The sequence below is a fragment of the Jongsikchunia kroppenstedtii DSM 45133 genome (genome assembly GCF_000380485.1).
In the GTDB taxonomy this organism is placed as follows: domain Bacteria; phylum Actinomycetota; class Actinomycetes; order Mycobacteriales; family Mycobacteriaceae; genus Jongsikchunia; species Jongsikchunia kroppenstedtii.
Genome location: NZ_AQYG01000048.1, coordinates 136,846 through 161,057, shown reverse-complemented (window position 1 = coordinate 161,057; position 24,212 = coordinate 136,846). Strand labels below are relative to the sequence as shown.

The window sequence follows — 24,212 nt, the reverse complement described above, 5'->3', positions numbered from 1 at the left end:
GAACCGTCAGACCAACCGCCACAGCGCTCCGTCGGAGCGCACCAGACCCGCGACATCCATCGCGGCGAGCGCAGCACGCACGTCTCCGATCGGCAGTCCGCTATCCACCGCGATCTCAGCGACCGCCCGGTCGCCCACAGTCGGCAGTGCGTCGTACACCTTCAGCTGCTCGATCGTGAGCTGATCGGTTGGTCGACGCGGACTCGGGTCGATCAACGCGAGCTCGCCGATCGGACCCGCCAGCTCGACCACTGTGGCCGCGTCGGTGACCAGGTGCGCATCGTCGGCGCGGATCATTCGGTGACATCCGACGGACATCGCCGAATTGACCGGCCCCGGATAGGCACCGACGGGCACCCCGATTCGCCGGGCCCACATCGCCGTATTCGCCGCTCCGCTCCGCGCGCCGGCCTCGGTCACGATCACCGCCCGCCCCAGCGCGGCCACCAGCCGGTTCCGCGTGAGGAATCGGTGCTTGGCGGGTGACACGCCCGGCGGATATTCCGACACCAGCAGGCCGGTCCGCGCGATCTCCGTGAGCAGCCGGTCGTGCCCGGCCGGGTAGTGCCGGTCGATGCCGCACGCGAGTACCGCGACCGTCGAGCCGTCGGCGGCCAGCGCGGCTCGATGGGCCGCACCGTCCACCCCATACGCGCCACCCGAGACCACCGTCCATCCGCCGCCGACCAGATCCGCGGCCAGTCGGCCCGTGATGTGCTCGCCGTATCCCGATGCGGCACGCGAACCGACAACCGAGATCGCCTTGTCCGCCAACGTGTCCAGACCACCGGCGCCCCGCACCCACAGCACAAGCGGGGCCGCCGGCTCATCGAGCGAATCCAGCGGCAGCATGCGCCAGGCCGGCCACTCCGGATCGTCCGGGGTCATCAGCCGGGCGCCGACCCGCGCGGCCTCCTCCAGGTCGATGGCTGCGCGGTCGTTGTCGGCACGGGCCTCGGTGGCGCGCAGAACCGCTCGAAATCGTTCAGGCACCAGTCGCTTTCGGACCGCCTCCGCGGCTTCCACCGCACCCAGTTCGGCGACCAGTTCCGCCAGCGCCCGATTCGGCGGCTCCGCGACCCGCGACAGGTACGCCCACGCTCGCAGCTCTCGCTCGTCCACTACCCGTACCCCCGATCACGGAACATCAACGCCTGCGCCACATCGGTTTCCGACGGAGTGTCCGCGCCGCGGAGATCGCTGAGCGTCCACGCCAATCTCAATGCCCGATCGGCCCCGCGCGTGGTGATCCGCCCATCGCGCAGAAACAGCTCCACCGGCCGGACCACCGTGGGCGGCAGCTTGAACCGCCGCCGCAACGCCGGACCCGGCACCTCCGAATTCGTCTGCCAGCCGTATTCGGCCCACCGCTCGCGGGCCGCCGACCGCGCGTCGAGCACCCGTTTCCGCACGGCCGCGCTGGGTTCGGGCTCCTCCGACGACAGCGCGGCCACTCCGGGCGGATCCATGCGGACCCGGATATCGACCCGATCCATCAACGGCCCCGACAGCTTGCCCAGATATCTGCGCCGCACGGTCGGGCTGCACACGCAGTCCGCGTCGTTGGCCGGGGCGCAGGGACACGGATTCGCCGCGAGTACCAGCTGAAAGCGGGCGGGGAACGCCACGAAGCCGCCGACCCGGAGCACGCGGATGCTGCCATCCTCCAGCGGGGTGCGCAGTGACTCAAGCACTTTCGGACCCAGCTCGGCGCATTCGTCGAGGAACAGCACGCCACGGTGCGCCCGGCTGGCGGCGCCCGGTCGCGGCATCGGCGAGCCACCGCCCGTGAGCGCAGCGACGCTGGTGCTGTGATGCGGCGCGATGAACGGCGCCCGGTCGATCAGCGGATCGTGTTCGCTCAGGGTCCCGGCGATCGAATGAATCGTGGTGACCTCCAACGCCTCCGACTCGCTCAGCGGCGGCAGGATTCCCGGCAATCGCTTGGCCAACATCGTCTTGCCCACACCCGGCGGGCCGGTCAGCAACAGATGATGGGCTCCCGCGGCCGCGATCTCGAGCGCATACCGCGCCTCGTCCTGCCCCACCACATCCGCGAGGTCGGTCATTGCCGGCATATCCGTGCTGTTCGTCGCCGGCCCGACGTTGTCCAGAATCCGGTGCCCGTCAAGCCAATCGAGCACCGACACCAGATCGGCGGCACCGCCGACATCCATCCCGGGCACCAGGGCCGCCTCCCGGACGTTCTCGACTGGGACGACGACATGTGTGAGGCCCCGGTTCTTCGCCGCGACGACGGCCGGCAGCACGCCGCGCACCGGGCGCAGCCGGCCGTCCAGCGACAGCTCGCCGAGGAACAGCGTGTGTCCGAGGTGCCGCGCCGACACCTTTCCCTCGGCCGCCATGACCGCCACGGCCAAAGCGAGATCGCACCCCGAGCCGGTCTTCGGCATGTCTGCTGGAGCCAGCCCGAGGATGATGCGTCCCTGCGGCCACGGACGTTTCGAGTTGGTGATCGCCGCCCTGATCCGATCGCGGGCTTCCTTCATCACCGCGTCGACCCGGCCGGTCATGTGCACACCGGGAAGCCCCTGCCCGATGTCCGCCTGCACCTCGATGATCTCGGACGCCGCGCCGGACAGCACCGCGGTCTTCGTCTGCCCCAGCTTCATCAGAAGATCCCGCGATAGTGCCGGATCTCCGGCTCCCGGTGTTGCCCCGAAAGATGTACCGCCACCACATCGAACCGGATGATCGGCCAGCGCCGCTCCTGCTCCAGCAACCACTGGCCGGCGAGCTGACGCATGCGGGCGTACTTGATCGGCGTGACGGCCTCGGCGGGATTGCCCGTCATCAGCCCGGTCCGGGTCTTGACCTCGACGATGACCAGCTCGTCGCCGTCGGCAGCGATGATGTCGAGCTCACCGTACCTGCTGCGCCAGTTGCGCTGCAGCAGCACGTATCCCAGCGACTCCAGCAACGTCGCTGCGACATCTTCGCCGGCCTTCCCGACCTGCTGGCGGGTCAGCGGTGCATCTCTCATGCCGCAAGCGTGCCGCGGCCGACGCGGCCGTGCCCGCTTGATCCCGGCGCTGTGGACAACTGCCGACAGCGCGCCAACCCACAGTCGCGAAATCGGTACTACGACACGCTATTCAGCCACAAACACCGTGTTCGACGCCGCCGCCGGCGACAGGGCTGGCTGGTGATCAGCTGGACGAGCGGCAAGGTTGGCGGAGGTCCGCGAAGGCGCTTTCCCTTGCGGGCCTCCGTCATAACGCAGCCGGTCGTTCAGCTGGCGCCAGCCAGCGTTAGAAGGGGCCGTTTTCGGGTAGCTTCAGATCCTGCTTCTCGAGCTCTTCGATATTGACGTCCTTGAACGTCAGCACGCGCACCTGCTTGACGAAGCGGGCCGGGCGATACATGTCCCACACCCAGGCGTCCGACATCCGCAGCTCGAAGTAGATCTCGCCATCGGTGTTGCGCGGCACCAGGTCGACCGAGTTGGCCAGATAGAAGCGTCGTTCCGTCTCGACCACGTAGGTGAACTGGCCGACGACGTCTTTGTACTCGCGGTAGAGCGACAGCTCCATCTCGGTCTCGTACTTCTCGAGATCTTCGGCGCTCATGCACATACTCGCTTCGCTCCGTGCGCGCATGCGGCACACGCGCCCTGTGCTAAACGGTTCGCCCGCTCGCGCTCGCTCACGCTGACGCCCTCTCCTTCGTCGATCCGATCCGGTCCGTCGCTCCAGTGTGCACCCCGACATCCCGGAGCCGCGCCCGACCCGCCCGTTCCCGGACCGGGCGCCAGGACATCCGATGCTCGGCCGACGGGCCGAGCTCGTCGAGCGCGGCCAGGTGCTCGGCCGTGTTGTAGCCCTTGTGCCCGGCGAACCCGTACCCGGGCAGTCGAGTATCCATCTCCACCATGATCCGGTCGCGCGTGACCTTCGCGATGATGCTGGCCGCGGCGATGCAGGCCGCGGCGCCGTCCCCGCCGATCATCGGCAACGACGGCGCCGTCAGGCCCGGCACCGAAAACCCGTCGGACAGCACATATCCCGGTCGCACCGACAGGCCCGCGACGGCTCGTCGCATGCCCTCGATATTGGCGACGTGGATGCCGATCCGGTCGATCTCGTCCGCCTCGATGACCACCGCGCTCCAGCTCTCCGCGTATTTGGTGACCGCGCGGTACAACTGCTCGCGGGTCGCCTCGGAGAGTTTCTTCGAATCGTCCAAGTCGGCCAGCGATACCAGCTGATTCGGCTTGAGCACGCAGGCGGCCACCACCAGCGGCCCGGCACACGGCCCGCGGCCGGCCTCGTCGACGCCGGCGACCGGCCCCAGACCCGACCGGTGCAGTGCGAACTCGTACGTCCGCAGGCTCGCGGCGCGGCGAATGGTGGTGCGTGGCGGCCAGCTCACGGGCAGAGCCTCGCGCTATTTCTGCGGGTTGTGATCGGACACGCCGCCGATCCGGGAGAACGGATACATGATGAAGCGCACCTTGCCGCGCACGTCATCGACCGGCACCTGACCCTGCAGCTCGTCGGTCATGTGGAACCGCGAGTCGGCGGAATCGGTGCGGTTGTCGCCCATCACCCACAGCCGGTTCTTCGCGACCGTGATCGGGCCGAACGGCGGCGTCCCCAGGCACGGATCCTGCGGCGACGGCTGAATCTTCAGGTACGGCTCGCTCAATTTCTTGCCGTTGACGGTCAACCCGTCGGCAGCGGTGCACTGCACCGTCTGCCCGCCGACCGCGATCACCCGTTTCACCAGATCGTTCTCGTTGGGCGGCTGCAATCCGAACCAGGACAACACATTCTGGACGCCGCGCACCACCGTGTTCGACGACCGCGGCGAATGCCAGCCCTCGTCCCAGCTGGACGTCGGCGCCTTGAAGACGACGACATCGCCGGGCCGCGGGTCGTGCAGGCGGTAGACGATCTTGTCGATGACGATGCGATCATTGGTGCCGTCGCCGCCCATCAGGGTGTTCTCCATCGACTGCGACGGGATGACGTACTGGCGGGCGACGAAGTTCATCCCGACCCACAGCAGGGCCAGCACGACGACGACGATGATCACGACCTCGCGGAGGAGCGACCGGTTCTTCGACGGCTTGTCGCGCTTGAGTCGCCACGGCTTGTCGCCGCCCTCCTCGTCGCCGGCTACCGCCGCGGGCACCGCACGCTCGGCAGCGGCGCCGGGCGCGCCGGGCTCGGAGTAGGCCTGGCCACCGATCGAGCGGTCACCCTGGGCGCGCACCTCATCCGCGTCGAACATCTGCGTGGGCGCGTCGTCTGCCTCCGGGATGCGGGGCTCGTGCGAACCATGCGGGTCCGGATTCAACGGGTTGCGATCATTGGCCGAATCATCGGCGGGCGGGGTGTCGGACACGGAGCAAGCCTAGTAGACGCCGCTGACCGTGCCCGCCCCGCAAGCGCGTGGTGTCAGCGCTTTTCCTTGATCTTCGCGGCCTTGCCACGCAGATCGCGCAGGTAGTACAGCTTCGCGCGGCGGACGTCGCCACGGGTCAGCACATCGATCTTGGCGATGTTCGGGCTGTGCACCGGGAAGGTGCGCTCCACGCCGACACCGAAGCTGACCTTGCGGACCGTGAACGTCTCGCGCACGCCGCCGCCCTGGCGACGGATCACGACGCCCTTGAACACCTGGACGCGCTCCTTGGAGCCCTCGATGACCTTGACGTGCACGTCGAGCGTGTCGCCGGGGCCGAAGGCGGGGATGTCGTCGCGCAGGGACTGCTTGTCGAGGAAGTCGAGCGTGTTCATATCGGTGGTCCAATCAATGGTGTCTGTGGCGCAGAGGAACCGAGCGGCCGTCGACCCGAGTGGCTACCCGGATCGGGGCTCGACTGGTTCATGCCCGGAACAGCGCAGACGCGGGCCGAGCGAAACGCCCGAACCTGCGTCGGCAACCCCTCAATAATGCCAGATGGTGCCCGCCTGGACGAAATCGGCGCTAGTCGCCGCCGCCCGAGTTCCCCAGGGCCGAATTCCCCAGGTCAGGGCGATCCAGCAGGTCAGGTCGGCGTTCCCGGGTGCGTTCCAGCGACTGCTCGTGACGCCAGGCATCGATCGCCGCATGATTTCCCGACAGCAGCACCGGCGGCACCGACAACTCGCGCCAGGTCTCGGGACGGGTATAGCTGGGACCCTCCAACAGGCGGTTTCCGGTCGAGAACGAGTCCTGCTGATGCGACTGCGCGTTGCCGATCACCCCATCGATCAGCCGGGTGACCGCCTCCACCATCACCATCGTGGCGACCTCGCCGCCGATCAGCACGTAGTCGCCGATCGACACCTCGACCACCCGTACGCGGCGTGCCGCGTCGTCGATGACCCGCTGGTCGATGCCCTCGTAGCGGCCGCAGGCGAAGACGAGATGCGACTCGGTGCTCCACTGCTCGGCCAACACCTGCGAGAACGGGATCCCGGCCGGTGTCGGCACGATCAGCAGCGCGTCGTCCGGGCAGACGTCGTCGAGACACGGTCCCCACACGGTCGGCTTCATCACCATGCCAGGGCCGCCGCCGTACGGCGAATCATCCACGGCGCGATGCACATCGTGGGTCCAGTCGCGCAGATCATGTATGGCCAGCTCGATCAGCCCACGGTCGATCGCCTTGCCCAGCAACGCCTCCCGCATCGGACTCAAATAGTCCGGGAAGATCGTCACGACGTCGATATGCATCAGGCGTCATCCAGCAGACCGTCGGGCGGATCGATCTCGATCAGCTCGGTGGATACGGTCGGGACCATCTCGGTCACGAAGGGCACCAGGACATCTCGTCCGTCGGCGGTCTTGATCGACAGCACATCGCCGCCCGGCAGATGCAGTACCTCGGTGACGACACCGACATCGTCGCCGCCGACGAGCCGGACCGGAACACCCTCGAGCTCATGGTCGTAGAACTCATCGGGATCGTCGCTGGGTGTCAGGTCGGCCGTGTCGACGAGTAGCAGCAGGCCGCGCACGGCATCGGCGCCCTCACGGCCGACGACCTCGGCAAGGGACAGCAACAGCCGCCCGGCATGCTGCCGGGCGGCTGTCACTGTGTAGTTCTGATCCGGAGATCCCTTGGGCGCTTTCGGCATCCGGCCGCGCAGGACGCGGCCTACAGCGAAGCGGTCCTCGGGTTCATCGGTGCGCACGTCCACGACGAGCTCACCCCGCACACCGTGCGGCTTGACGACCCTGCCGACGAGGACCATGCTTCCCTCGCCGCGCTCGACCGGCAGATCCATCAGTGCCGAAGGATTTTCAGCGGTCGGTGTCGACGATGTCGACGCGAATCCCGCGGCCACCGATCCCGGTGACCAGGGTGCGCAGCGCCGTCGCGGTGCGGCCGTTGCGGCCGATCACCTTGCCGAGGTCCTCGGGGTTGACGCTGACCTCGACGAAACGTCCACGGCGGCCGGTGATCAGCTCGACCCGGACATCATCGGGGTTGGCAACGATGCCGCGAACGAGATGTTCGACGGCATCGGCGACAACTGCACTCACGCCTTACCCTTGATGTCGTCGACGACCTCTTCGACCTTCTCCACGACGGCTTCCACGGCGCCTTCGACGGCGTTCTCGACCTTCTCCAGGACGGTCTCGTCCTTCTTGGCCTCGTCCTTCTTGGCCTCGTCCTTCTTGGCGGCCTTCTTCTTCGGCGTGGTGGCCTCGGCGGCCGGCTCGCTGTCGGCGGCGGCGAGCGCGGCGTTGAACAGGTCCAGCTTGCTCGGCTTCGGCTCCTTGACCTTCAGGGTGCCCTCGGCGCCCGGCAGGCCCTTGAACTTCTGCCAGTCGCCGGTGATCTTCAGGATGTTCAAGACCGGCTCGGTCGGCTGCGCGCCGACACCCAGCCAGTACTGAGCGCGATCGGAATCGACCTCGATCAGGCTCGGCTCTTCCTTCGGGTGATACTTGCCGATGGTCTCGATGGCCCGGCCGTTACGGCGGGTACGCGCGTCGGCGACGACGATCCGGTATTGCGGGTTGCGGATCTTGCCGAGACGGGTCAGCTTGATTTTGACGGCCATGCGTCGGTACTTCCTCTTCTGGTCACTTCGCAATTCAGCGACGACGCCGGGTCGGCGTGTCCGGTTTTGCGCATTAGCTGGTTGTGACCGCCGGTCGGTACGTAACCGGGTCCGGCGAACCAGCGGACCATTCTGCCAGATCAGCGGCCCGACCTCACAATCGCGCGGTGGACGGTCGCGTAACGCGCAGGCAACAGACAAGCGGTAGGTTGCCCGTTGTGCCAGAACCTGATGACGCCCCGGCCACCGACCAGACCGACCAGACGGCCGAGTCGCCCGACGAGCCGGACACCACGACCGCACCCGAGCCGGCCACGAAGAAGCCCGCAGCCGGACCCGATGACCAGCGCCGCCAGCGCGCCCTGCTGATCGGCGTCAGCGCCGTCGCGGTCATCGCGACCGTGCTCGCGATCGTGTTCGGCGTGCTCTACGGCCAGCAGAGCTCGAAGGCCGACAAGAACGCTCGCACCGCCGCGGCCCTGCAGACCCGCCAGGACTCTTACGCCAAAGCCATCGCCGCGGCCACGGAGTTCGCCACCACGCAGACGACGACTCCGGTCGACGGCAACTGGACCAAGTGGCAGTCGGAGATGCGGTCGCTGGTCGGCCCCGGGATGCAGGATCGCTACACGGACGCCAAGGTCGCGAAGGTGCGGTCGCTGGGCCTGCACACCACGACGACGGTGAGCCATGCCGGTGTGACCGCCGCCCGGCCCGGATCCTGCGATGTCCTCGTGGTGGCCGCGACGACCGATGCGACCGCACCGCAGTCGGCCCCGGCCGGCCGCATCCTGCTGCTGACGGTCGACGAGGCGACGAATCGGATCACCAAGATCTCGTGACGATCGGCCGGCCGGCTCGCATGCGGTCGGCTCGCATGCGGTCGGCCCGACAATGGTCGACCACTGTCGATCGACCGGCTGATCGCGTCGGATAGATCGGCCTCGGTCGACTACCGTCACTGCAATGTCCGAACCCACCGGTGATGGTCAGCAGCCACCCTTCACGCCGCCCACCTACGCGCCGGCGTGGACGCCGGGCCCGCCGCCGCGCTCCGGTGGCCAGCGACCGCTGATCATCACCCTGTCCGTGATCGCGGCGATCGCCGTGGTGGCGGCGATCGTGCTGGGCGTGTTGTACGCGCAGAAGGATTCGGGGTCCGATTCGACGTCGAGCGCGTCGGAGCGGGCGACCGACGACCGGGCGGTCTCCGTCGCCAACACGGTGGCGCAATCGATCTCCAGTGCGCCGTCCGACGGGAACTGGAACGCATGGCAGACGAAGCTCTGCGACATGACCGAGGGCCAGTTCCACACGACGGTCTGCCGACCGGACAACCTCACCCCGTATAAACAGCTGCAACTGAAGTCCGTCGCAACGATCTGGTCATCCGGGGTGGTGTCCCGAACGCCGACCACCCGCGTGGTGCTGGTCGTCGCGCAAGTCACCGGCGGCAGCGCACTCGCCGCCACCGTCACCTCGCAGGCGCAGGTCTCCCGCATCACCGTCGACACGACGAACTGGAAGGTCCAGAACGTCGAGACGCCCAGCTAGGACCGATCAGTCGGCGATGATCTCGCCGTTGACCACCACGGCGGCCGGACGCCGCAACTCGGCCAGGTCCTCTCGCGGGTCGGATTGCAGCACAAGCAGATCGGCCGGATCACCGACGCGGAGCGTGCCCGCGCCGAGCCACTCCCGGGCCGACCAGCAGGCCGCGGCGATCGCACCCGTGTTACCGAGGCCGACCGCGGCCAGCGCGTCGACCTCGTCGACGATCCGCCCGTGCTCGACGAAGCCGCCGGCGTCGGTACCGGCGAAGATCTGCACCCCGGCCTCGCGGGCGGCCGCGAAGACCGCGCCGGCGGTCTGATGAAGCTTTCGCATATTCGCCTGATACGTCGGGAACCGGTCGGCGCCCTCGGCAATCGACGGGAAGTTGTCCACCTGAATCATCGTGGGCACCAAGGCGATCTGCTTGTCCGTCATCACGTCGATCAGATCCGGCGTGAGGCCGGTGCCGTGTTCGATGCAGTCGACGCCGACGTCCAGCAGGTCGGGCAGCGCGTCCGTCCCGAACACATGCGCGGTGATCTTGACGCCCTCCGCGTGCGCGACCTCGACGGCATCGGCCAGCTGCGTCTTCGTCCAGAGCGGCGCCAGATCGCCGGCCTCGCGGTCGATCCAGTCCCCCACCAGCTTGACCCAGCCATCGCCGTCGCGGGCCTGCCGCCGCACCTCGTCCGCGAGATCGTCGGGGTTCTCCAGGTCGACGCCGTAGTCCCGCAGATATCGCTTCGGCCGCGCGATGTGCTTACCTGACCGGATGAACTTGGGGCCCAACAGATCCCCATCCAGCGGATGGGTGTCGAGCGGCGAGCCGACCTCGCGGATCAGCAGCGCCCCGGCCTGTGCATCGGCCGCGGCGAACCCGCGCGCCTGCTCGATGGTGACGCCCAGCCCGGGTGCGATGCCGACGTGATTGTGCGCGTCGACCAGGCCCGGCAGCAGCCAGCCGCCGTCGACCACCGTCTCGACCTCGCCCGCCGGGCGCTGGTCGGTGAGCACGCCGTCGACCGACCACAGCTCGATCGGCTCGCCGTCGACCACGGATCGCCCACGGAAATGCAACGGCGCCACCATGATCGGGCCTCTACTTCTTTTTGGGCTGCTGGAACTGCGATACGTCGATACCCTGCAACGCCGGCGGCAGCTCGTCCAGCCCGGCCGGCATGCTCGACAGGTCCGGGAAGCCACCGGGCATGCCGCCCGGCATCATTCCGGGGAACCCGCCCTTCATCTTCGGCGGCGTCGGTCCGCGACCGCCCTTCTTCCCCTTCTTGCCCTTCTTGCGCTTGCTGCTGCGTCCGCCCGGCATGCCCATGCGGCCGGCCATCTGCGACATCATCTTGCGGGCCTCGAAGAAGCGGTCGACCAGCTGATTGACGTCCGACACCGTCACACCGGAGCCGTTCGCAATGCGCAGGCGCCGAGAACCGTTGATAATCTTGGGATTCTCCCGCTCGGCCGGGGTCATGCCGCGGATGATCGCCTGCACCTTGTCGAGCTGCTTGTCATCGACCTGCTCGAGCACGTCCTTCATCTGCCCCGCACCGGGCAGCATCCCCAGCAGGTTTCCAATCGGGCCCATCTTGCGGATCATCAGCATCTGCTCGAGGAAATCCTCCAGCGTCAGCTCGCCCTGGGTGATCTTGGCCGCGGCCTCCTCGGCCTGCTGTGCGTCCCAATGCTCCTCGGCCTGCTCGATGAGGCTGAGCACATCGCCCATGCCGAGGATCCGGCTCGCCATGCGGTCCGGGTGGAAGACGTCGAAGTCCTCCAGCTTCTCGCCCGAGGAGGCGAACATGATCGGCCGGCCGGTGATCTCCCGCACCGACAGCGCGGCACCACCGCGGGCGTCGCCGTCGAGCTTGGTGAGCACGACACCGGTGAAGTCGACGCCCTCGGCGAAGGCCTGCGCAGTGCTCACCGCGTCCTGACCGATCATCGCGTCGAGGACGAACAGCACCTCGTCGGGGTCGACGGCATCGCGGATGCCGCGCGCCTGCCCCATCAGCTCCTCGTCGATGCCCAAGCGGCCGGCGGTGTCTACGATGACCACATCGTGCTGCTTGGCCTTGGCCTCGGCGATGCCGCCGCGGGCGACCTCGATCGGGTCGCCATGGCTCGGCTCCTCGCCGGCGGACGTACCCGGATCCGGCGCGTACACCGGCACCTCGGCCCGCTCACCGACGATCTGCAGCTGGTTGACGGCGCCCGGCCGCTGCAGGTCGCAGGCCACCAGCATCGGGGTGTGCCCCTGCTTGCGCAGCCACACGGCCAGCTTGCCGGCGAGCGTCGTCTTACCGGCACCCTGTAGGCCGGCGAGCATGATCACGGTCGGCGGCGTCTTCGCGTACTCGATGCGACGCGTCTCGCCGCCGAGGATGCCGACGAGCTCCTCGTTGACGATCTTGACGATCTGCTGGGCCGGGTTGAGGGCCGCCGAGACCTCCGCGCCTTTGGCGCGCTCCTTGATCCGAGCGATGAACGGACGGACGACCTCGAGCGAGACGTCGGCCTCGAGCAACGCGAGCCGGATCTCACGGCAGGTGCGATCGATGTCGCCGGGCGTCAGCTTGCCCTTGCCGCGCAGATCCTTGAGCGTCCCGGTCAATCGATCGGAGAGCGATTCAAACATGTGCTCTAGCCTATCGGCACTGCAGCTTCGCCCCGGTTCCAGTCCTGGTCAGGATCGTCGGCGTCCGTCGCAGCGACCGGCTTCGGCGGCAATCCGGGCACCGCGGCGAGGATCTCGTGAGCCATCCGGCTCCGCATCTCCTCGCCCGGATACGGCCCCGCCAGGCAGAACGCGTCGATCACGGCGGCACCGCGGGTCTGGGCCCGCGCCCAGACGATGTCGCCGCCCGCCCGCTCGATGGCCGCGGCCACCCGGCTCAACAAGCCGACCCGGTCGTCGGCGCGCACACCCACGATCGCCGCACCGTCCGGCCCCTCGGTCCAGGTGACCTTGGGCGACGCCTGCGCGAACAGGGCTGGCACCCCCGGCCGTTCGCCGTCGCCACGGCTCGCCACCGGGACCGCCGTCTGCCGCTCCTTGGCGTCCAGCTTGGACCGGAGATCGGCCGGGCTACCGGACAACACCGAGATCAGCTGCTGCCGCAGCAGCCCCACCGCCGGCGGATCGCCGAACAGCGGGACGACGATGAAGCTGTTCACCGCACTGCCCGAGTCGCCCTGCACGGTGGCCGACAGGCTCCGCAGCCCGGCCAGTGCCAGGACACCCGCCATCTTCGACAGCACTCCCGGCCCGTCAGGGGCGATCATCGTGACGCGGAAGGTGTGGCGATCGGTGCCGCCGCGGACAGGCTCGATGGCCGGCGCGATCTCCACCGCGATCTGACCCGCGCGGGCCGCCGCCAACTGCGTCTCGGACAGCGGCTCGGGCGGCGCCGGGAGCCGGCCTTCCATCTGCGCGCAGCCACGCCGCACCAGATTCGCGATCAGCGAGGCCTTCCAATCGCTCCACACCCCCGGCCCGGTCGCCTTCGAGTCCGCCTCGGACAGCGCGCCCAGCAACTCGAGCAGCTCCGGGTTGCCATCGGTGGCATCGACGATCGACTGCACGGTCCGCGGGTCGTCGGGATCGCGCCGGGTGGCGGCGATCGGCAGCAGCAGATGATGACGCACCAGCTGCGAGAGCACCTCCACGTCGTCGGCCGGCAGCCCGAGTCGCCGGCCGATCTGCACGGCCAGCTCGGCGCCGACAATGCTGTGGTCGCCGCCGCGCCCCTTGCCGATGTCGTGGATCAGGGCGCCCAGCACCAGCAGGTCCGGTCGCGAGACCTCGGTCGTCAATGCGCTTGCGTAGGCGGCGGTTTCGACAAGATGCCGGTCGACGGTCCAGGTATGCATCGCATCTCGCGGCGGCAGGTCGCGCACCGCGCCCCACTCCGGCATCAGCCGGCCCCACAGTCCGGTGCGGTCGAGCGCCTCGATCGGCGCCAGCATGTGATGACCGGTCTCCAGCAGTACCAGCAGGTCGTTCAGCGCCTCGGGCGGCCACGGTTCGCGCAATTCCGGTGCCGTGTCGGCCAATCGGGCCAGCGTCGCCGCGCTGATCGGCATGCCGGTCCGGGCCGAGGCCGACGCCACCCGCAGCACGAGGCCGGGGTCCTTGGCCGGGACGGCGCCGCGGGCGAGCACCACCTCGCCGAGATGTTCGACCACACCCTCGTCCAGCGGCCGCCGCACCGGATTGCGACGCAGTCGCGACAGGCCCCTGCGAGGCAGCGTATTTCCCGCGGTGCGCAGGCCGACGTCGACCGAATAGGTGATGGTGCGGGCGCAGTCGCTGACCGACCGCGCCAGCTCGAACCGGTCGCCGATACGCAGGGCGGCACCGATCTCGTCGGCATCCTGCGCCTGCAGCTGCTCGCGCGCGCGTCCGGAGATGCGATGCAATTCGGTACGGATGTCCAGGATTCGGGTGTAGGCGGTCGAGAGCCCGGCGCCCGGCGAGTCGGGTCGCAGTCCCGGCACCTGGTCGGTGAGCTGTCCGATCGCCAGCGCGCCCAACAGCTGTACGTCGCGCAGGCCGCCGCGACCGTGCTTGAGATCCGGTTCGGCGCGGTGGGCGATGTCGCCACTGCGCCGCCACCGGGCGTGGGTCTGGGCCACCAGATCGCCGAAGCGCGACCGGATGTCGGCGCGCCACTGCCGGCGCACTCCCCCGATCAGCAGTCCCGACAGATCCTCGTCGCCCGCGATGTGGCGCGCCTCCAGCAGCCCGAGCGCCGCCGTCATGTCATCGCCGGCCACCCGCAGTGCCTGCGGGACCGTGCGCACGCTGTGGTCCAGCTTGATGTGGGCGTCCCACAGCGGATACCAGATCGCGTCGGCCACCTCGGAGACCTGCGCGTCGGGCAGATTGTCATGCAGCAGAATCAGATCCAGGTCCGAGTACGGCAGCATCTCTCGGCGGCCGAGACCGCCGACCGCGACGATCGAAAAGCCCGACCCCGGTTTGACGCCCACCTCGGCCCCTTTGGCGGTGAGCCAGAAGTCGAACAGATCGACCAGCGCATGCCGCAGCGCGGGCGCGTCCAGCCGATGTCCGCCGCGGTTGCCGGTGGCCAGCAGCCGGTCCCGGGCCTCTACCAGGTCCGCCGCGGCGGTGGAGATATGCGGCGACCCCGCACCCGAACCGGAATTGCCTGAACCGGATTCGGCTGCGGGGTCGCTCGCAGGAATGAACGGCACGAATCGTGCCTAGATGGCTTCGGTGCCGCGCTCGCCGGTGCGTACCCGCACCACCGAGTCCACCGGCGACACCCACACCTTGCCGTCTCCGATCTTGCCAGTGCGGGCCGCGTTGACGATCACGTCGACCACGCTGTCCACCACGGAATCATCGATGACGACCTCGACGCGGACCTTCGGCACGAAATCGACCGAATACTCCGCACCGCGGTAGACCTCGGTGTGACCCTTCTGTCGGCCGTAGCCCTGGACCTCGCTGACGGTCATACCGACCACGCCGGCCTGTTCGAGTCCTGCCTTCACGTCTTCGAGCGTGAATGGCTTGACGATTGCAGTCACGAGCTTCACTTCGGTCATACCTCCTTGCCAGGGGCCGCACCGATCGGTGCCGCACCGTGTCCGCTGATAAGAGATCCGGATCCACCCAACGCGACGAAATCGTACGCGGTCTCCGCGTGCTGGGATTCGTCGGCGCCCTTGGCCTCACCCTCGGCGTCGATACGCAGGCCGATGGTGTACTTGAGAACGAGGGCGATGATCGCTGTCGCGACACCCGAGTACAGCAGCACCGAACCCGCGCCGACGGCCTGCCGCCACAGCTGATCCCAGCCGCCGCCTTCGAATAGTCCGGCGACACCCGCCGGCGCCTGCTTGGTGGCGAAGAAGCCGACCAGCAGGGTGCCGATGACACCGCCCACCAGGTGGACACCCACGACGTCGAGCGAATCGTCGAAGCCGAGCTTGAACTTCAGGCCGACGGCCAGCGCACACAGCGCCCCGGCGATCGCGCCGATGGCGAGCGCCCCCAGCACGTTGACCGAGGAACACGAGGGCGTGATGGCAACCAGACCGGCCACGATGCCCGACGCGGCACCGAGGGTTGTCGGATGCCCGTCCCGGATCCGCTCCACCAGCAGCCAGGCCAGCATGGCGGCGGCCGTCGCGACGGTGGTGGTGAGGAAGGTCGATGCGGCAGCACCGTTCGCCGAACCCGCCGAGCCCGCGTTGAAGCCATACCAGCCAAACCACAGCAGTCCGGCGCCGAGCATCACGAACGGCACGTTGTGCGGCCGGAACGGCGTCTTCGGCCAGCCCTTGCGCTTGCCGAGGAACAGCGCCAGCACCAGACCGGCGACACCGGCGTTGATGTGGACCGCGGTACCGCCGGCGAAGTCGATCGCCTTGACGTTGTTGATCAACCAGCCACCCTTGTCACCCGTGACGCCGCTCGCGGCGAAAACCCAGTGCGCCACCGGGAAGTAGACGATGGTCGACCAGAGCGCGGTGAACACCACCCATGCGCTGAACTTCATACGATCGGCCACCGCACCCGACACCAGCGCGACGGTGATGATCGCGAACATCAGCTGGAACGCGACGAATACCAGCGCGGGAATGGTGCCGATCAACGGAATGTCGGTCGCCGGCGTCGATCCCGACGCGGCGACACCGTTACCGCTGATGAGCCCTTTGAGGCCGAAATACTGGCCCGGATCACCGAGCAGGCCGCCGTTCTTCGTGCCCCAGACGTCGTTGCCGAATGACATCGAGAATCCGTAGAGACACCAGAGAACCGTCACGACTCCCATCGAGACGACGCTCATCATGATCATGTTCAGCACGTTCTTCGCACGCACCATGCCGCCGTAGAAAAACGCCAGACCTGGCGTCATCAGCAGCACGAGCGCCGCGCTCGCGAGCATCCAAGCGGTGTCTCCGGAGTCCAATCCTGAACCCGGAGCACCCATCGTGGGGAATGCCACCGTTATCCTCCTGCAGTCCATCCGATGAACGGCGGGCGCCGTTCGATCTGCCTCAGAAGGTTGCTCGGCCGATGTTTCGTCGGCTGCCTGGCAATGTTTCGCGACGGTGAACTGACCGTCCGCTCATGTTTCGGCCAGGTATCGCCCCAGGAGACGCGCGACCGGTATTACTCGCGCAGGGCGTCCGACTACCCGAGCAGGGCGTCGACGAACGCGCCCGGCTCGAACGGCGCCAGATCGTCGGCACCCTCGCCCAGACCGACCAGTTTCACCGGTACGCCCAGTTCATGCTGGACATGGAAGACGATGCCGCCCTTGGCGGTGCCGTCGAGCTTGGTGAGTACGACGCCGGTGATGTCGACGACCTCGGCGAACACCCGCGCCTGCGCGAGGCCGTTCTGGCCGATCGTGGCGTCGAGGACGAGCAACACCTCGTCCACCGCGGCCCGCTTCTCGACAACGCGCTTCACCTTGCCCAGCTCGTCCATCAGGCCAGTCTTGGTGTGCAGGCGGCCGGCGGTGTCGATCATGACGACGTCCACACCGTTCTCGATGCCCTTGTTGACGGCGTCGAATGCGACCGCGGCGGGATCGCCGGCTTCCTTGCCGCGCACGACCTCCGCGCCGACCCGGTTAGCCCAGGCCTGCAGCTGGTCGGCAGCGGCAGCGCGGAAGGTATCGGCCGCACCCAACAGCACCCGACGACCATCGGCCACCAGCACCCGCGCGAGCTTGCCGGTCGTCGTGGTCTTGCCGGTGCCATTGACGCCGACCACCAGGATCACCGACGGGTGATCGTCATGCGGCAGCGCCCGCACCGAACGATCCAGCTGCGGCTGCAACTCGTCGATCAGCACCCGTCGCAGCACCGCCCGCGCATCGTCGGAGTTGCGGACCGCGCCCTTGGCCAGCTCCTCGCGCAGCCGATCGACGATCTTGGTAGTCGTCGCGGTGCCGAGATCGGCGAGCAGCAGGGTGTCCTCGATCTCTTCCCAGCTGTCCTCGTCCAGATCGCCGGCACCGAGTAGCCCGAGCATGCTCTTGCCGATCGCCCCCTGCGACCGCGACAGCCGGCCGCGCAGACGTTCGAGACGGCCGGCGGTCGGATCGATCTCCTCGATGGCCGGTGCGGGCTCCGGCTCCAGTTCTGGCTGGGGCTCGGGTTCCGGTTCAGGGGCAGCCGCGACCACGGGCTCCGGTTCCGCTTCAACCTCGGGTTCTGCTTCAATCTCGGGCTCGGGCTGGGCCTCCGGCTGAGGCTCGGGCGCAGATTCCGGCTCGGGCGCAGGTTCCGGCTCGGGCGCGGGCTCCGGCTCGGGCTCCGGCTCCGGGGTCGCCGGCCTCTCGAGGGTGTCGGTCGCTGATCCCTGACTGAACGAAAACCCGCCGCTCGCTTGGTAATTGCCGGAGCGCTCCTCCTGAGTCCGCTTGTCCTCGACGGCGGGCTTGTCCGTCAGCGAGATACGCCGCCGACGGGACAACCCCCAGCCCAGGGCCACCAGCCCCACGATGACGACGACGGCGACAACGATCCCGATGATCACTCCGGTATTCACGGGCCCCATTGTGTCAGGAGCCGCGAACCACGACCCGGCACGCCTTCGCCGGGCACGATGCAACGCCTCGGTCATCGTGCAGCTGATCGATCACATGCACGATCACCGGATCACTGCATCGGTAGATTTCGCGTGTCAGAAGCGCTGACGGAGGCCGTATCGACGCCGAACCGTCCGGGTTATCCACAGATCGCGGTCGACGGTCGCCGAACGCGGCGTGCGGATGCACTCTCGGTTCGTGGACCTGAACAACCTGACAGCCGCGGTCACCCGCCGCGAGCTCTACGCCGCCGGCTACACGTCGAACGATCTCCAGCGAGCCGAGCGGGCCCGCATCATCTGCCGGCTCGCTCCGGGGATCTTCGCTCCGCCGACGATGCGCGACGCCCCACCCGAGATTCGACATCGGGCGCGGGCCGTCGCCACCGCTCGCGAACGTGTTGGTGCGCTGTCGTTCGTCAGCGCAGCCGCGGTGCACGGGCTCCCGGTATGGGGAATCCCGTTGAGCCGAGTGCATCTGTCGAAAGCCAAGAGCAGCGCGGGCAGTCTGTCGACCGGGATCGTCATGACGCACTGCGATCGCCGACCGCCCGCGGTCACCGAAATCGACGGCACCGAGGTGGTCACGGTCGCACGGACCGTCGTGGATCTGGCCCGTACGGAACCACGCATACCCGCCATCGTGACCGGCGACGCCGCCCTGCACCTCGGAATGTGCACCCTCGACGATCTCCATACTGAATTGCACACGGCGGCAGGCTTTCCGGGCTATCACGCGGCTCGCCGCGCGATCACTCAGATGACCGGCCTCAGCGAGAGCGTGCTGGAAACCCGCAGCCGCATGCTGTTCGTCGATACGCCCGACATCCCCGAACCGACGCTGCAGCTGACCGTCACCGACGCCGACGGAACGTTCCTGGCGCGTGGCGATTTCGGCTGGGAGGACGAGCGCGTGATCGGCGAATGCGATGGTGTCGGCAAGTACGGCGACGATCCACGCCGCGCACTGCTGCGGGAGAAAGCCCGCACCGATCGGCTCCATGAGGCCGGCTGGCGAGTGGTGCGCTGGGGATGGCACGACCTGGACTTTCCCGATCGCGTGCTCGACCGGACGCGTCGGATGCTCCGGCCACGCGCGGCGTGATCGCGTCATGCAGCAGATCGGCCATCGTGCAGATGATCGATCACCTGCACGATCACCGAATCACTGCACGGCCCGAAATCCTCAGTCGCGCAAGAACGAACCCACGCGATGCAGAGTGCCGTCGGGGTCGATATAGGCGAACTCCCGCAGTCCGTACTCCGCGTCGACGGGCCTGACGAGTCGCCCGGGCACACCCGCGGCGGCCCACTCGTCGTAGACGGCATCGGCGTCGGACACGTAGAGGTAGACGACCGACGCTGTGCGTTTCGGGTCGTGCTCCGCCCAATCGGTCAGATGCAGACTGACGCCGTCCCTCTCGGCGAACCCATAATCATCATCCCCGGCGTACTCGTTCACCGCGAAACCCAACAGCCGATACCGGTCCAGCGCGGCCTTCAGATCGAGTACCGGGATCACCGGTGCGACGCTGTGGAATTCGGCTCGCTCGGTCACCAGATCAATCCTCGACCGTGACCGGCTGCGCGCCGAGTTCCTGGCCCCGCATCCGCTGGCTGATCACGGTGGTGATGCCGTCACCGCGCATGCTGACGCCGTAGAGCGCGTCGGCGACCTCCATGGTCGGCTTCTGGTGCGTGATCACGATCAGCTGCGACTTCTCGCGCAGCTGCTCGAACAGGGAGATCAGGCGTCGCAGGTTGGTGTCGTCCAGCGCGGCCTCGACCTCGTCCATGACGTAGAACGGCGACGGCCGCGCCCGGAAGATCGCGACCAGCATCGCGACCGCGGTCAGCGACTTCTCACCGCCGGACAGCAGCGACAACCGCTTGACCTTCTTGCCCGGCGGCCGTGCCTCCACCTCGATACCGGTGGTCAGCATGTCCGACGGATCGGTGAGCACCAGCCGACCCTCGCCGCCGGGGAACAGCGTCTTGAACACCTCGACGAACTCGCGCTCGACATCGGCATACGCCTCGGTGAAGACCTGCAGGATCCGCGCATCGACCTCCTCGACCACGTCGAGCAGATCCTTGCGGGCGCTCTTGACGTCCTCCAGTTGTGTCGACAGGAAGTTGTAGCGCTCCTCCAGCGCCGCGAACTCCTCCAGCGCCAGCGGATTCACCTTGCCGAGGGTGTTGAGATCCTTCTGCGCCTTCTTGGCCCGCGCCTCCTGCGTGGCCCGGTCGTACGGCATCGGCTGCGGCGCCATGACGATCTCGCCGCGCTCCTTGGCCTGCTCGTACTCGGCTTGCTCCAGCTCGCTCGGCGGCAACGGCACGTCGGGGCCGTACTCGGCGATCAGATCGTCGGGCGCCACCGCGAAAGTCGCGACGACATTCTCCTCGGCCTGCTCGATCCGCAGCTGTGCCTGCGCCCGGGCCATCTCGTCCCGGTGTGCCGCCTCGCGCAGTGAATCGAGCGTCGAAGTCAGTTCAGCCGCAGCCTTTTTCGCCTCGGTCAGCTCCTCGTTGCGTTCGGCGCGCTGCTGTTCGAGATCATCACGCTGACGCTGGGCACGCTGCACGGCGACCTCCAGGCGCCTCAGCACCTCGTCGCTGCACCCGGCGACGACTTCGGCAACGGCCGCGGCATGCCGGCGGGCGGCGTCGCGACGCTCGGCCCGGACGCGGGCGTCCCGCTCGGCCCGTGCGGCCCGCAGCAACGACTCCGCACGGCCGCGCACCGCGGCGAGCTGCTCCTCGGCGGTGCGCTGGGCCAGCCGCGCCTCGACCTCCGCGGCGCGCGCCTCGGTCAGCGCCTGAGCCGCCATGTCACGATCGGTGGTGGGCACCGCCTCATTCGAGTCGACCCCGGACGACTCGTCCTGTGCGATCCGCAGCCGATCCTGCAGTGCCGCAAGCGCCGTCAGCGTCTCATCTCGACCCGCTTCGATCTTCGCCCGCTGTGCAACGAGCCGGGCCTGTTCCTCGCGCGCGGTGCGCACTGCTTGGCCGAGGCGACCCAGCTGCTCGTAGACGGCGCCGAGCTGGGCATCCGATTCATGCAGTGCCGCAAGCGCTTCGCTGGCGATCTCGCGGCGCGACTGCTGCTCGGCGACCGCGCCGGCGAGCGCCGCCTGCAGTTCCTCCGAACGCCGTTCGGCGACAACGAGATCAGACTTGGCCCGATCGATCGATGACTGCACCTCGATCGTCGACTGCTTCTGCTCGGATCCGCCGACCATCCAGCCACGCCCGACCAGATCGCCGTCGACGGTGACCGCGCGCACCGCGACACCGCTGCCGACTTGTTCGATCGCGTCGGCGGCCGCTTCCAGCGAATCGGCGACCAAGGTATCGGCAAGTAGCAACCCGATCGCGCCGCGCACCGGTTCGGCCGCGGTGACGACGCTGGTCGCCCAGCGCACGCCGGCCGGAAGGCTGATCGACGGGGGCGCGGCCGGCGCCGCGACGCCGCCGACCACCAGAGCCACGCGACCACCGTCGGCCTGCTTCAGCGACGCCAGCGCGGATCGTGCCGATCCGTGATCCGCCACGGCGATCGCCTCCGCGGCCGGGCCCAGCGCCGCCGCGATCGCGCCTTCATAGCCGGCCTGCACCGTCAGCATCGCGGCCAATTTTCCCGAAAGACCGTGCCCCTCATGATTTTCCAGCAGCCAGGCGCCGCCGTCCTTGCGCTCCAGGCCGATCGCCAACGCGTCGATCCGCGCACGCAACGAGGCGATCTGCTGGCTCGTCTCGCGTTCCGCCGCCTGGATCTCGGCGACCCGCTCATCGGCTGCGGTGAGCGCAGCGACGGATCGCTCGTGATGCTCGTCGAGCCCGACCTCGGATCCTTCGAGCTCGGCGACGCGCGCCTGGACCGCTTCCTGCTCCGACAGCGCCTCGTCCGCGCGACCGCCGGCGTTCTCGATCGCACCGCGCAGTCGTTCCAGCTCGGAGTCCACCGAGTCGGCCTTGGTGCGCAGGTTGGCGACCTGGCCCTCCAGCCGCGCCAGCCCTTCACGCCGATCGGCGATCGCCCGCACCGCGGCCATATGCGCCTGCTCGGCAGCCGTTGCGGCGCTTTCGCATTCGGCCAGCATCTGCTGCGCGGTCGAGAGCGCCACGCTCGCCATCTCGACCTCTTCGGTGCGCTCCATCTCGGTCTGCGCGGCCACCTCGGCCTGCGCCTCGAGTTCGTCGGGATCGCGGCCGGTCTCGACGGCCGTCGGTTCGGCCAGGTAGCGGCTGCGCTCGACGGCGATCCGCCGGGTCGCGCCCACCCGTTCCTGCAATGCTGACAGCCGGAACCAGGCCTCGCCGGCCGCCCCCGCCGCCGGGGTGATCTGCGCGAGCGACGATTCGGCACGCGCCACCTTCTCGGTGCACTGATCCAGCTCGGCCGCGACGCGATCCTGGTGCTCGCGGATCGCCTGCTCGCTGCCGGACTGGTCGGCGTACTCGGCGCGCAGGGAGACGAGATCGTCTGCGGCCAAACGCAATCGGGCATCACGCAGATCGGCCTGCACGGTTGCGGCCCGGCGCGCGACCTCCGCCTGACGGCCCAGCGGCTTGAGCTGACGGCGCAATTCGGCGGTCAGGTCGGTCAGTCGGGCGAGGTTCGCCTGCATCGAGTCGAGCTTGCGGACCGCCTTCTCTTTGCGCTTGCGGTGCTTGAGGACGCCGGCCGCCTCCTCGATGAACGCGCGGCGCTCCTCGGGCCGCGACTCGAGGATCGCCGCAAGACGTCCCTGGCCGACGATCACATGCATCTCGCGACCGATACCGGAGTCGCTGAGCAGTTCCTGCACGTCCATCAGTCGGCAGGAGCTGCCGTTGATCTCGTATTCGCCCGCGCCGTCGCGGAACATCCGGCGGGTCACCGACACCTCGGAGTAGTCGATCGGCAGCGCGCCGTCCGAGTTGTCGATGGTCAGCGTCACCTCGGCGCGCCCGAGCGGTGCTCGCCCGGAGGTACCGGCGAAGATGACGTCCTCCATCTTGCCGCCGCGCAGCGCCTTGGCACCCTGCTCGCCCATCACCCAGGTCAGAGCGTCGACGACGTTGGATTTGCCCGATCCGTTCGGCCCGACGACGCAGGTGATACCGGGTTCGAACCGCAGCGTGGTCGACGACGCGAAGGACTTGAACCCTTTTAGGGTCAGGCTCTTCAGATGCATCGACGTCCTAGGGCTCAGCGGTTGGAAATATGCCAGCTGACCTTACCGTGTGACACCCGCGGAACCGGCGAAGCAGGGCGGCTAACGCTCGATGAAGCCGATCAAATCGCCGCGGGCCTCGGAATAGTCGTCGACCACCAGATCGACCCGGCCCGGGGTCTGCCTCGATCGCAGCAGCGCCAGCAATTGGTCGGTGGCCCCGCGCGAGCCCTCGGCGACCACCAGCACCCGCCCATCGGCCTGATTGGTCGCCGAGCCGACGAGGCCTAGTTCCAGCGCGCGCGCCCGCGTCCACCAGCGAAAACCGACACCCTGGACGTACCCGTGCACCCAGGCGGTCAGCCGGACCGGATCCGCGTGCTCAGTCATCTGTGCGATCCCGTCGAGTCTGAGCAGGTCAGTCGGACTCGATGGCGAGCCGCACCTCGGCGCCGCGCTTGACGGTGCGACCGACGGTGCACACTTTGTCGATCGCGCGTTCCACGACGACGAGCAGGCGCTCGGCCGCCTCGGCGTCCAGCTCGGACAGGTCCACTTCGAGGACCTCGTCCAATCGCGGGTACCACTCGTTCTCGCGGTCGGCCGGGCCGCTCACCCGGACCGTCGCGTCGTAGTCGTCGCCGAGCCGGCGCGACAGCGGCCGATCCGACGACATTCCCGTACAGGCGGCGAGCGCGATCTTCAGCAGCTCGCCGGGCGTGAAGACGCCCTCGACGTCCTCCGACCCGATCAGCACCTGCGCCCCGCGCGAACTATGGCCCGTGTATCGACGGGTGCCGGTGCGCTGCACCCACAGGGTGGTCTCGGGCTGACTGGGTTCCAGGATCGCTTCAGCACTCATACCTGAATTAAACACGGCGC

Annotated in this window: 24 protein-coding genes; 3 read left to right on the top strand and 21 right to left on the bottom strand. The window is 68.4% G+C overall.

Annotated elements, in window-relative coordinates:
• Positions 1–6: 6 nt before the first annotated feature.
• The 11 genes from dprA to rpsP all read right to left on the bottom strand — a co-directional run bounded on the left by dprA (position 7) and on the right by rpsP (position 8,024).
• Positions 7–1,122: a DNA-processing protein DprA gene (dprA, locus tag G341_RS0113340; protein WP_018179647.1), complete on the bottom strand. Its 1,116-nt coding sequence runs from the start codon at positions 1,120–1,122 to the stop codon at positions 7–9.
• Positions 1,122–2,633 carry a YifB family Mg chelatase-like AAA ATPase gene (locus tag G341_RS0113335; protein WP_018179646.1) on the bottom strand — a complete coding sequence of 504 codons (1,512 nt, stop codon included), beginning with the start codon at positions 2,631–2,633 and terminating at the stop codon, positions 1,122–1,124. The genes dprA and G341_RS0113335 overlap by 1 nt, the downstream gene beginning before the upstream one ends.
• The gene (locus G341_RS0113330; RefSeq protein ID WP_018179645.1) at positions 2,633–3,004 is read right to left on the bottom strand and encodes a YraN family protein; all 372 of its coding nucleotides are present in this window, start codon (positions 3,002–3,004) and stop codon (positions 2,633–2,635) included. Before G341_RS0113330 ends, G341_RS0113335 begins: the two co-directional genes overlap by 1 nt.
• Positions 3,005–3,272: 268 nt before the next feature.
• On the bottom strand, positions 3,273–3,590 hold the full coding sequence (locus G341_RS0113325; RefSeq protein ID WP_018179644.1) for a DUF2469 domain-containing protein: 318 nt from the start codon (positions 3,588–3,590) through the stop codon (positions 3,273–3,275).
• 76 nt (positions 3,591–3,666) lie between these two features.
• The gene (locus G341_RS22030) at positions 3,667–4,398 is read right to left on the bottom strand and encodes a ribonuclease HII (RefSeq protein WP_155826963.1); all 732 of its coding nucleotides are present in this window, start codon (positions 4,396–4,398) and stop codon (positions 3,667–3,669) included.
• A 9-nt stretch (positions 4,399–4,407) separates the two neighbouring features.
• Positions 4,408–5,370 carry a signal peptidase I gene (lepB, locus tag G341_RS0113315; RefSeq protein WP_018179642.1) on the bottom strand — a complete coding sequence of 321 codons (963 nt, stop codon included), beginning with the start codon at positions 5,368–5,370 and terminating at the stop codon, positions 4,408–4,410.
• A 53-nt stretch (positions 5,371–5,423) separates the two neighbouring features.
• Positions 5,424–5,765 (bottom strand): 50S ribosomal protein L19, encoded by a 342-nt coding sequence (gene rplS, locus G341_RS0113310; protein WP_005204995.1) that lies wholly within the window; start codon positions 5,763–5,765, stop codon positions 5,424–5,426.
• Between the two features lie 190 nt (positions 5,766–5,955).
• Entirely contained in the window at positions 5,956–6,687 is a 732-nt protein-coding gene (trmD, locus tag G341_RS22025) for a tRNA (guanosine(37)-N1)-methyltransferase TrmD (protein WP_018179641.1), read from the bottom strand.
• Complete coding sequence (gene rimM, locus G341_RS0113300; protein WP_018179640.1) at positions 6,687–7,241, bottom strand: ribosome maturation factor RimM; 555 nt, start codon at positions 7,239–7,241, stop codon at positions 6,687–6,689. Before rimM ends, trmD begins: the two co-directional genes overlap by 1 nt.
• A gap of 16 nt (positions 7,242–7,257) precedes the next feature.
• Complete coding sequence (locus G341_RS0113295) at positions 7,258–7,500, bottom strand: RNA-binding protein (RefSeq protein ID WP_018179639.1); 243 nt, start codon at positions 7,498–7,500, stop codon at positions 7,258–7,260.
• Complete coding sequence (gene rpsP, locus G341_RS22020) at positions 7,497–8,024, bottom strand: 30S ribosomal protein S16 (RefSeq protein WP_018179638.1); 528 nt, start codon at positions 8,022–8,024, stop codon at positions 7,497–7,499. The genes G341_RS0113295 and rpsP overlap by 4 nt, the downstream gene beginning before the upstream one ends.
• A gap of 218 nt (positions 8,025–8,242) precedes the next feature.
• Between rpsP and G341_RS0113285 the strand changes: the two genes are divergently transcribed.
• The gene (locus G341_RS0113285; RefSeq protein WP_018179637.1) at positions 8,243–8,866 is read left to right on the top strand and encodes a hypothetical protein; all 624 of its coding nucleotides are present in this window, start codon (positions 8,243–8,245) and stop codon (positions 8,864–8,866) included.
• 124 nt (positions 8,867–8,990) lie between these two features.
• Positions 8,991–9,578: a hypothetical protein gene (locus tag G341_RS0113280; RefSeq protein WP_018179636.1), complete on the top strand. Its 588-nt coding sequence runs from the start codon at positions 8,991–8,993 to the stop codon at positions 9,576–9,578.
• Between the two features lie 6 nt (positions 9,579–9,584).
• On the opposite strand, the gene G341_RS0113275 is transcribed toward G341_RS0113280, so the two are convergent.
• From G341_RS0113275 to ftsY, 6 genes are all read right to left on the bottom strand, one after another.
• Entirely contained in the window at positions 9,585–10,667 is a 1,083-nt protein-coding gene (locus G341_RS0113275) for an amidohydrolase family protein (protein WP_018179635.1), read from the bottom strand.
• Between the two features lie 10 nt (positions 10,668–10,677).
• Complete coding sequence (gene ffh / locus G341_RS0113270) at positions 10,678–12,225, bottom strand: signal recognition particle protein (RefSeq protein ID WP_018179634.1); 1,548 nt, start codon at positions 12,223–12,225, stop codon at positions 10,678–10,680.
• Between the two features lie 5 nt (positions 12,226–12,230).
• Positions 12,231–14,807 carry a [protein-PII] uridylyltransferase gene (locus tag G341_RS0113265; RefSeq protein ID WP_018179633.1) on the bottom strand — a complete coding sequence of 859 codons (2,577 nt, stop codon included), beginning with the start codon at positions 14,805–14,807 and terminating at the stop codon, positions 12,231–12,233.
• A 9-nt stretch (positions 14,808–14,816) separates the two neighbouring features.
• Positions 14,817–15,155 carry a P-II family nitrogen regulator gene (locus tag G341_RS0113260; protein WP_026303638.1) on the bottom strand — a complete coding sequence of 113 codons (339 nt, stop codon included), beginning with the start codon at positions 15,153–15,155 and terminating at the stop codon, positions 14,817–14,819.
• Positions 15,156–15,160: 5 nt separating this feature from the next.
• The gene (locus G341_RS0113255) at positions 15,161–16,555 is read right to left on the bottom strand and encodes an ammonium transporter (RefSeq protein ID WP_026303637.1); all 1,395 of its coding nucleotides are present in this window, start codon (positions 16,553–16,555) and stop codon (positions 15,161–15,163) included.
• Positions 16,556–16,758: 203 nt separating this feature from the next.
• Positions 16,759–18,135, bottom strand: a complete 1,377-nt coding sequence (gene ftsY, locus G341_RS0113250; protein ID WP_026303636.1) for a signal recognition particle-docking protein FtsY — start codon at positions 18,133–18,135, stop codon at positions 16,759–16,761.
• 229 nt (positions 18,136–18,364) lie between these two features.
• Here ftsY and G341_RS0113240 point away from each other — a divergent pair, with 229 nt between their 5' ends.
• On the top strand, positions 18,365–19,270 hold the full coding sequence (locus tag G341_RS0113240) for a hypothetical protein (RefSeq protein WP_026303634.1): 906 nt from the start codon (positions 18,365–18,367) through the stop codon (positions 19,268–19,270).
• A gap of 81 nt (positions 19,271–19,351) precedes the next feature.
• On the opposite strand, the gene G341_RS0113235 is transcribed toward G341_RS0113240, so the two are convergent.
• The 4 genes from G341_RS0113235 to G341_RS0113220 form a co-directional block, all read right to left on the bottom strand.
• The gene (locus G341_RS0113235; protein ID WP_018179627.1) at positions 19,352–19,723 is read right to left on the bottom strand and encodes a bleomycin resistance protein; all 372 of its coding nucleotides are present in this window, start codon (positions 19,721–19,723) and stop codon (positions 19,352–19,354) included.
• A gap of 4 nt (positions 19,724–19,727) precedes the next feature.
• Complete coding sequence (smc, locus tag G341_RS0113230; protein ID WP_018179626.1) at positions 19,728–23,351, bottom strand: chromosome segregation protein SMC; 3,624 nt, start codon at positions 23,349–23,351, stop codon at positions 19,728–19,730.
• Between the two features lie 81 nt (positions 23,352–23,432).
• Entirely contained in the window at positions 23,433–23,720 is a 288-nt protein-coding gene (locus G341_RS0113225) for an acylphosphatase (RefSeq protein ID WP_018179625.1), read from the bottom strand.
• 28 nt (positions 23,721–23,748) lie between these two features.
• A complete protein-coding gene (locus G341_RS0113220; RefSeq protein ID WP_018179624.1) occupies positions 23,749–24,192 on the bottom strand; it encodes an OsmC family protein in 444 nt (147 codons plus the stop codon).
• Between the last annotated feature and the right edge of the window lie 20 nt (positions 24,193–24,212).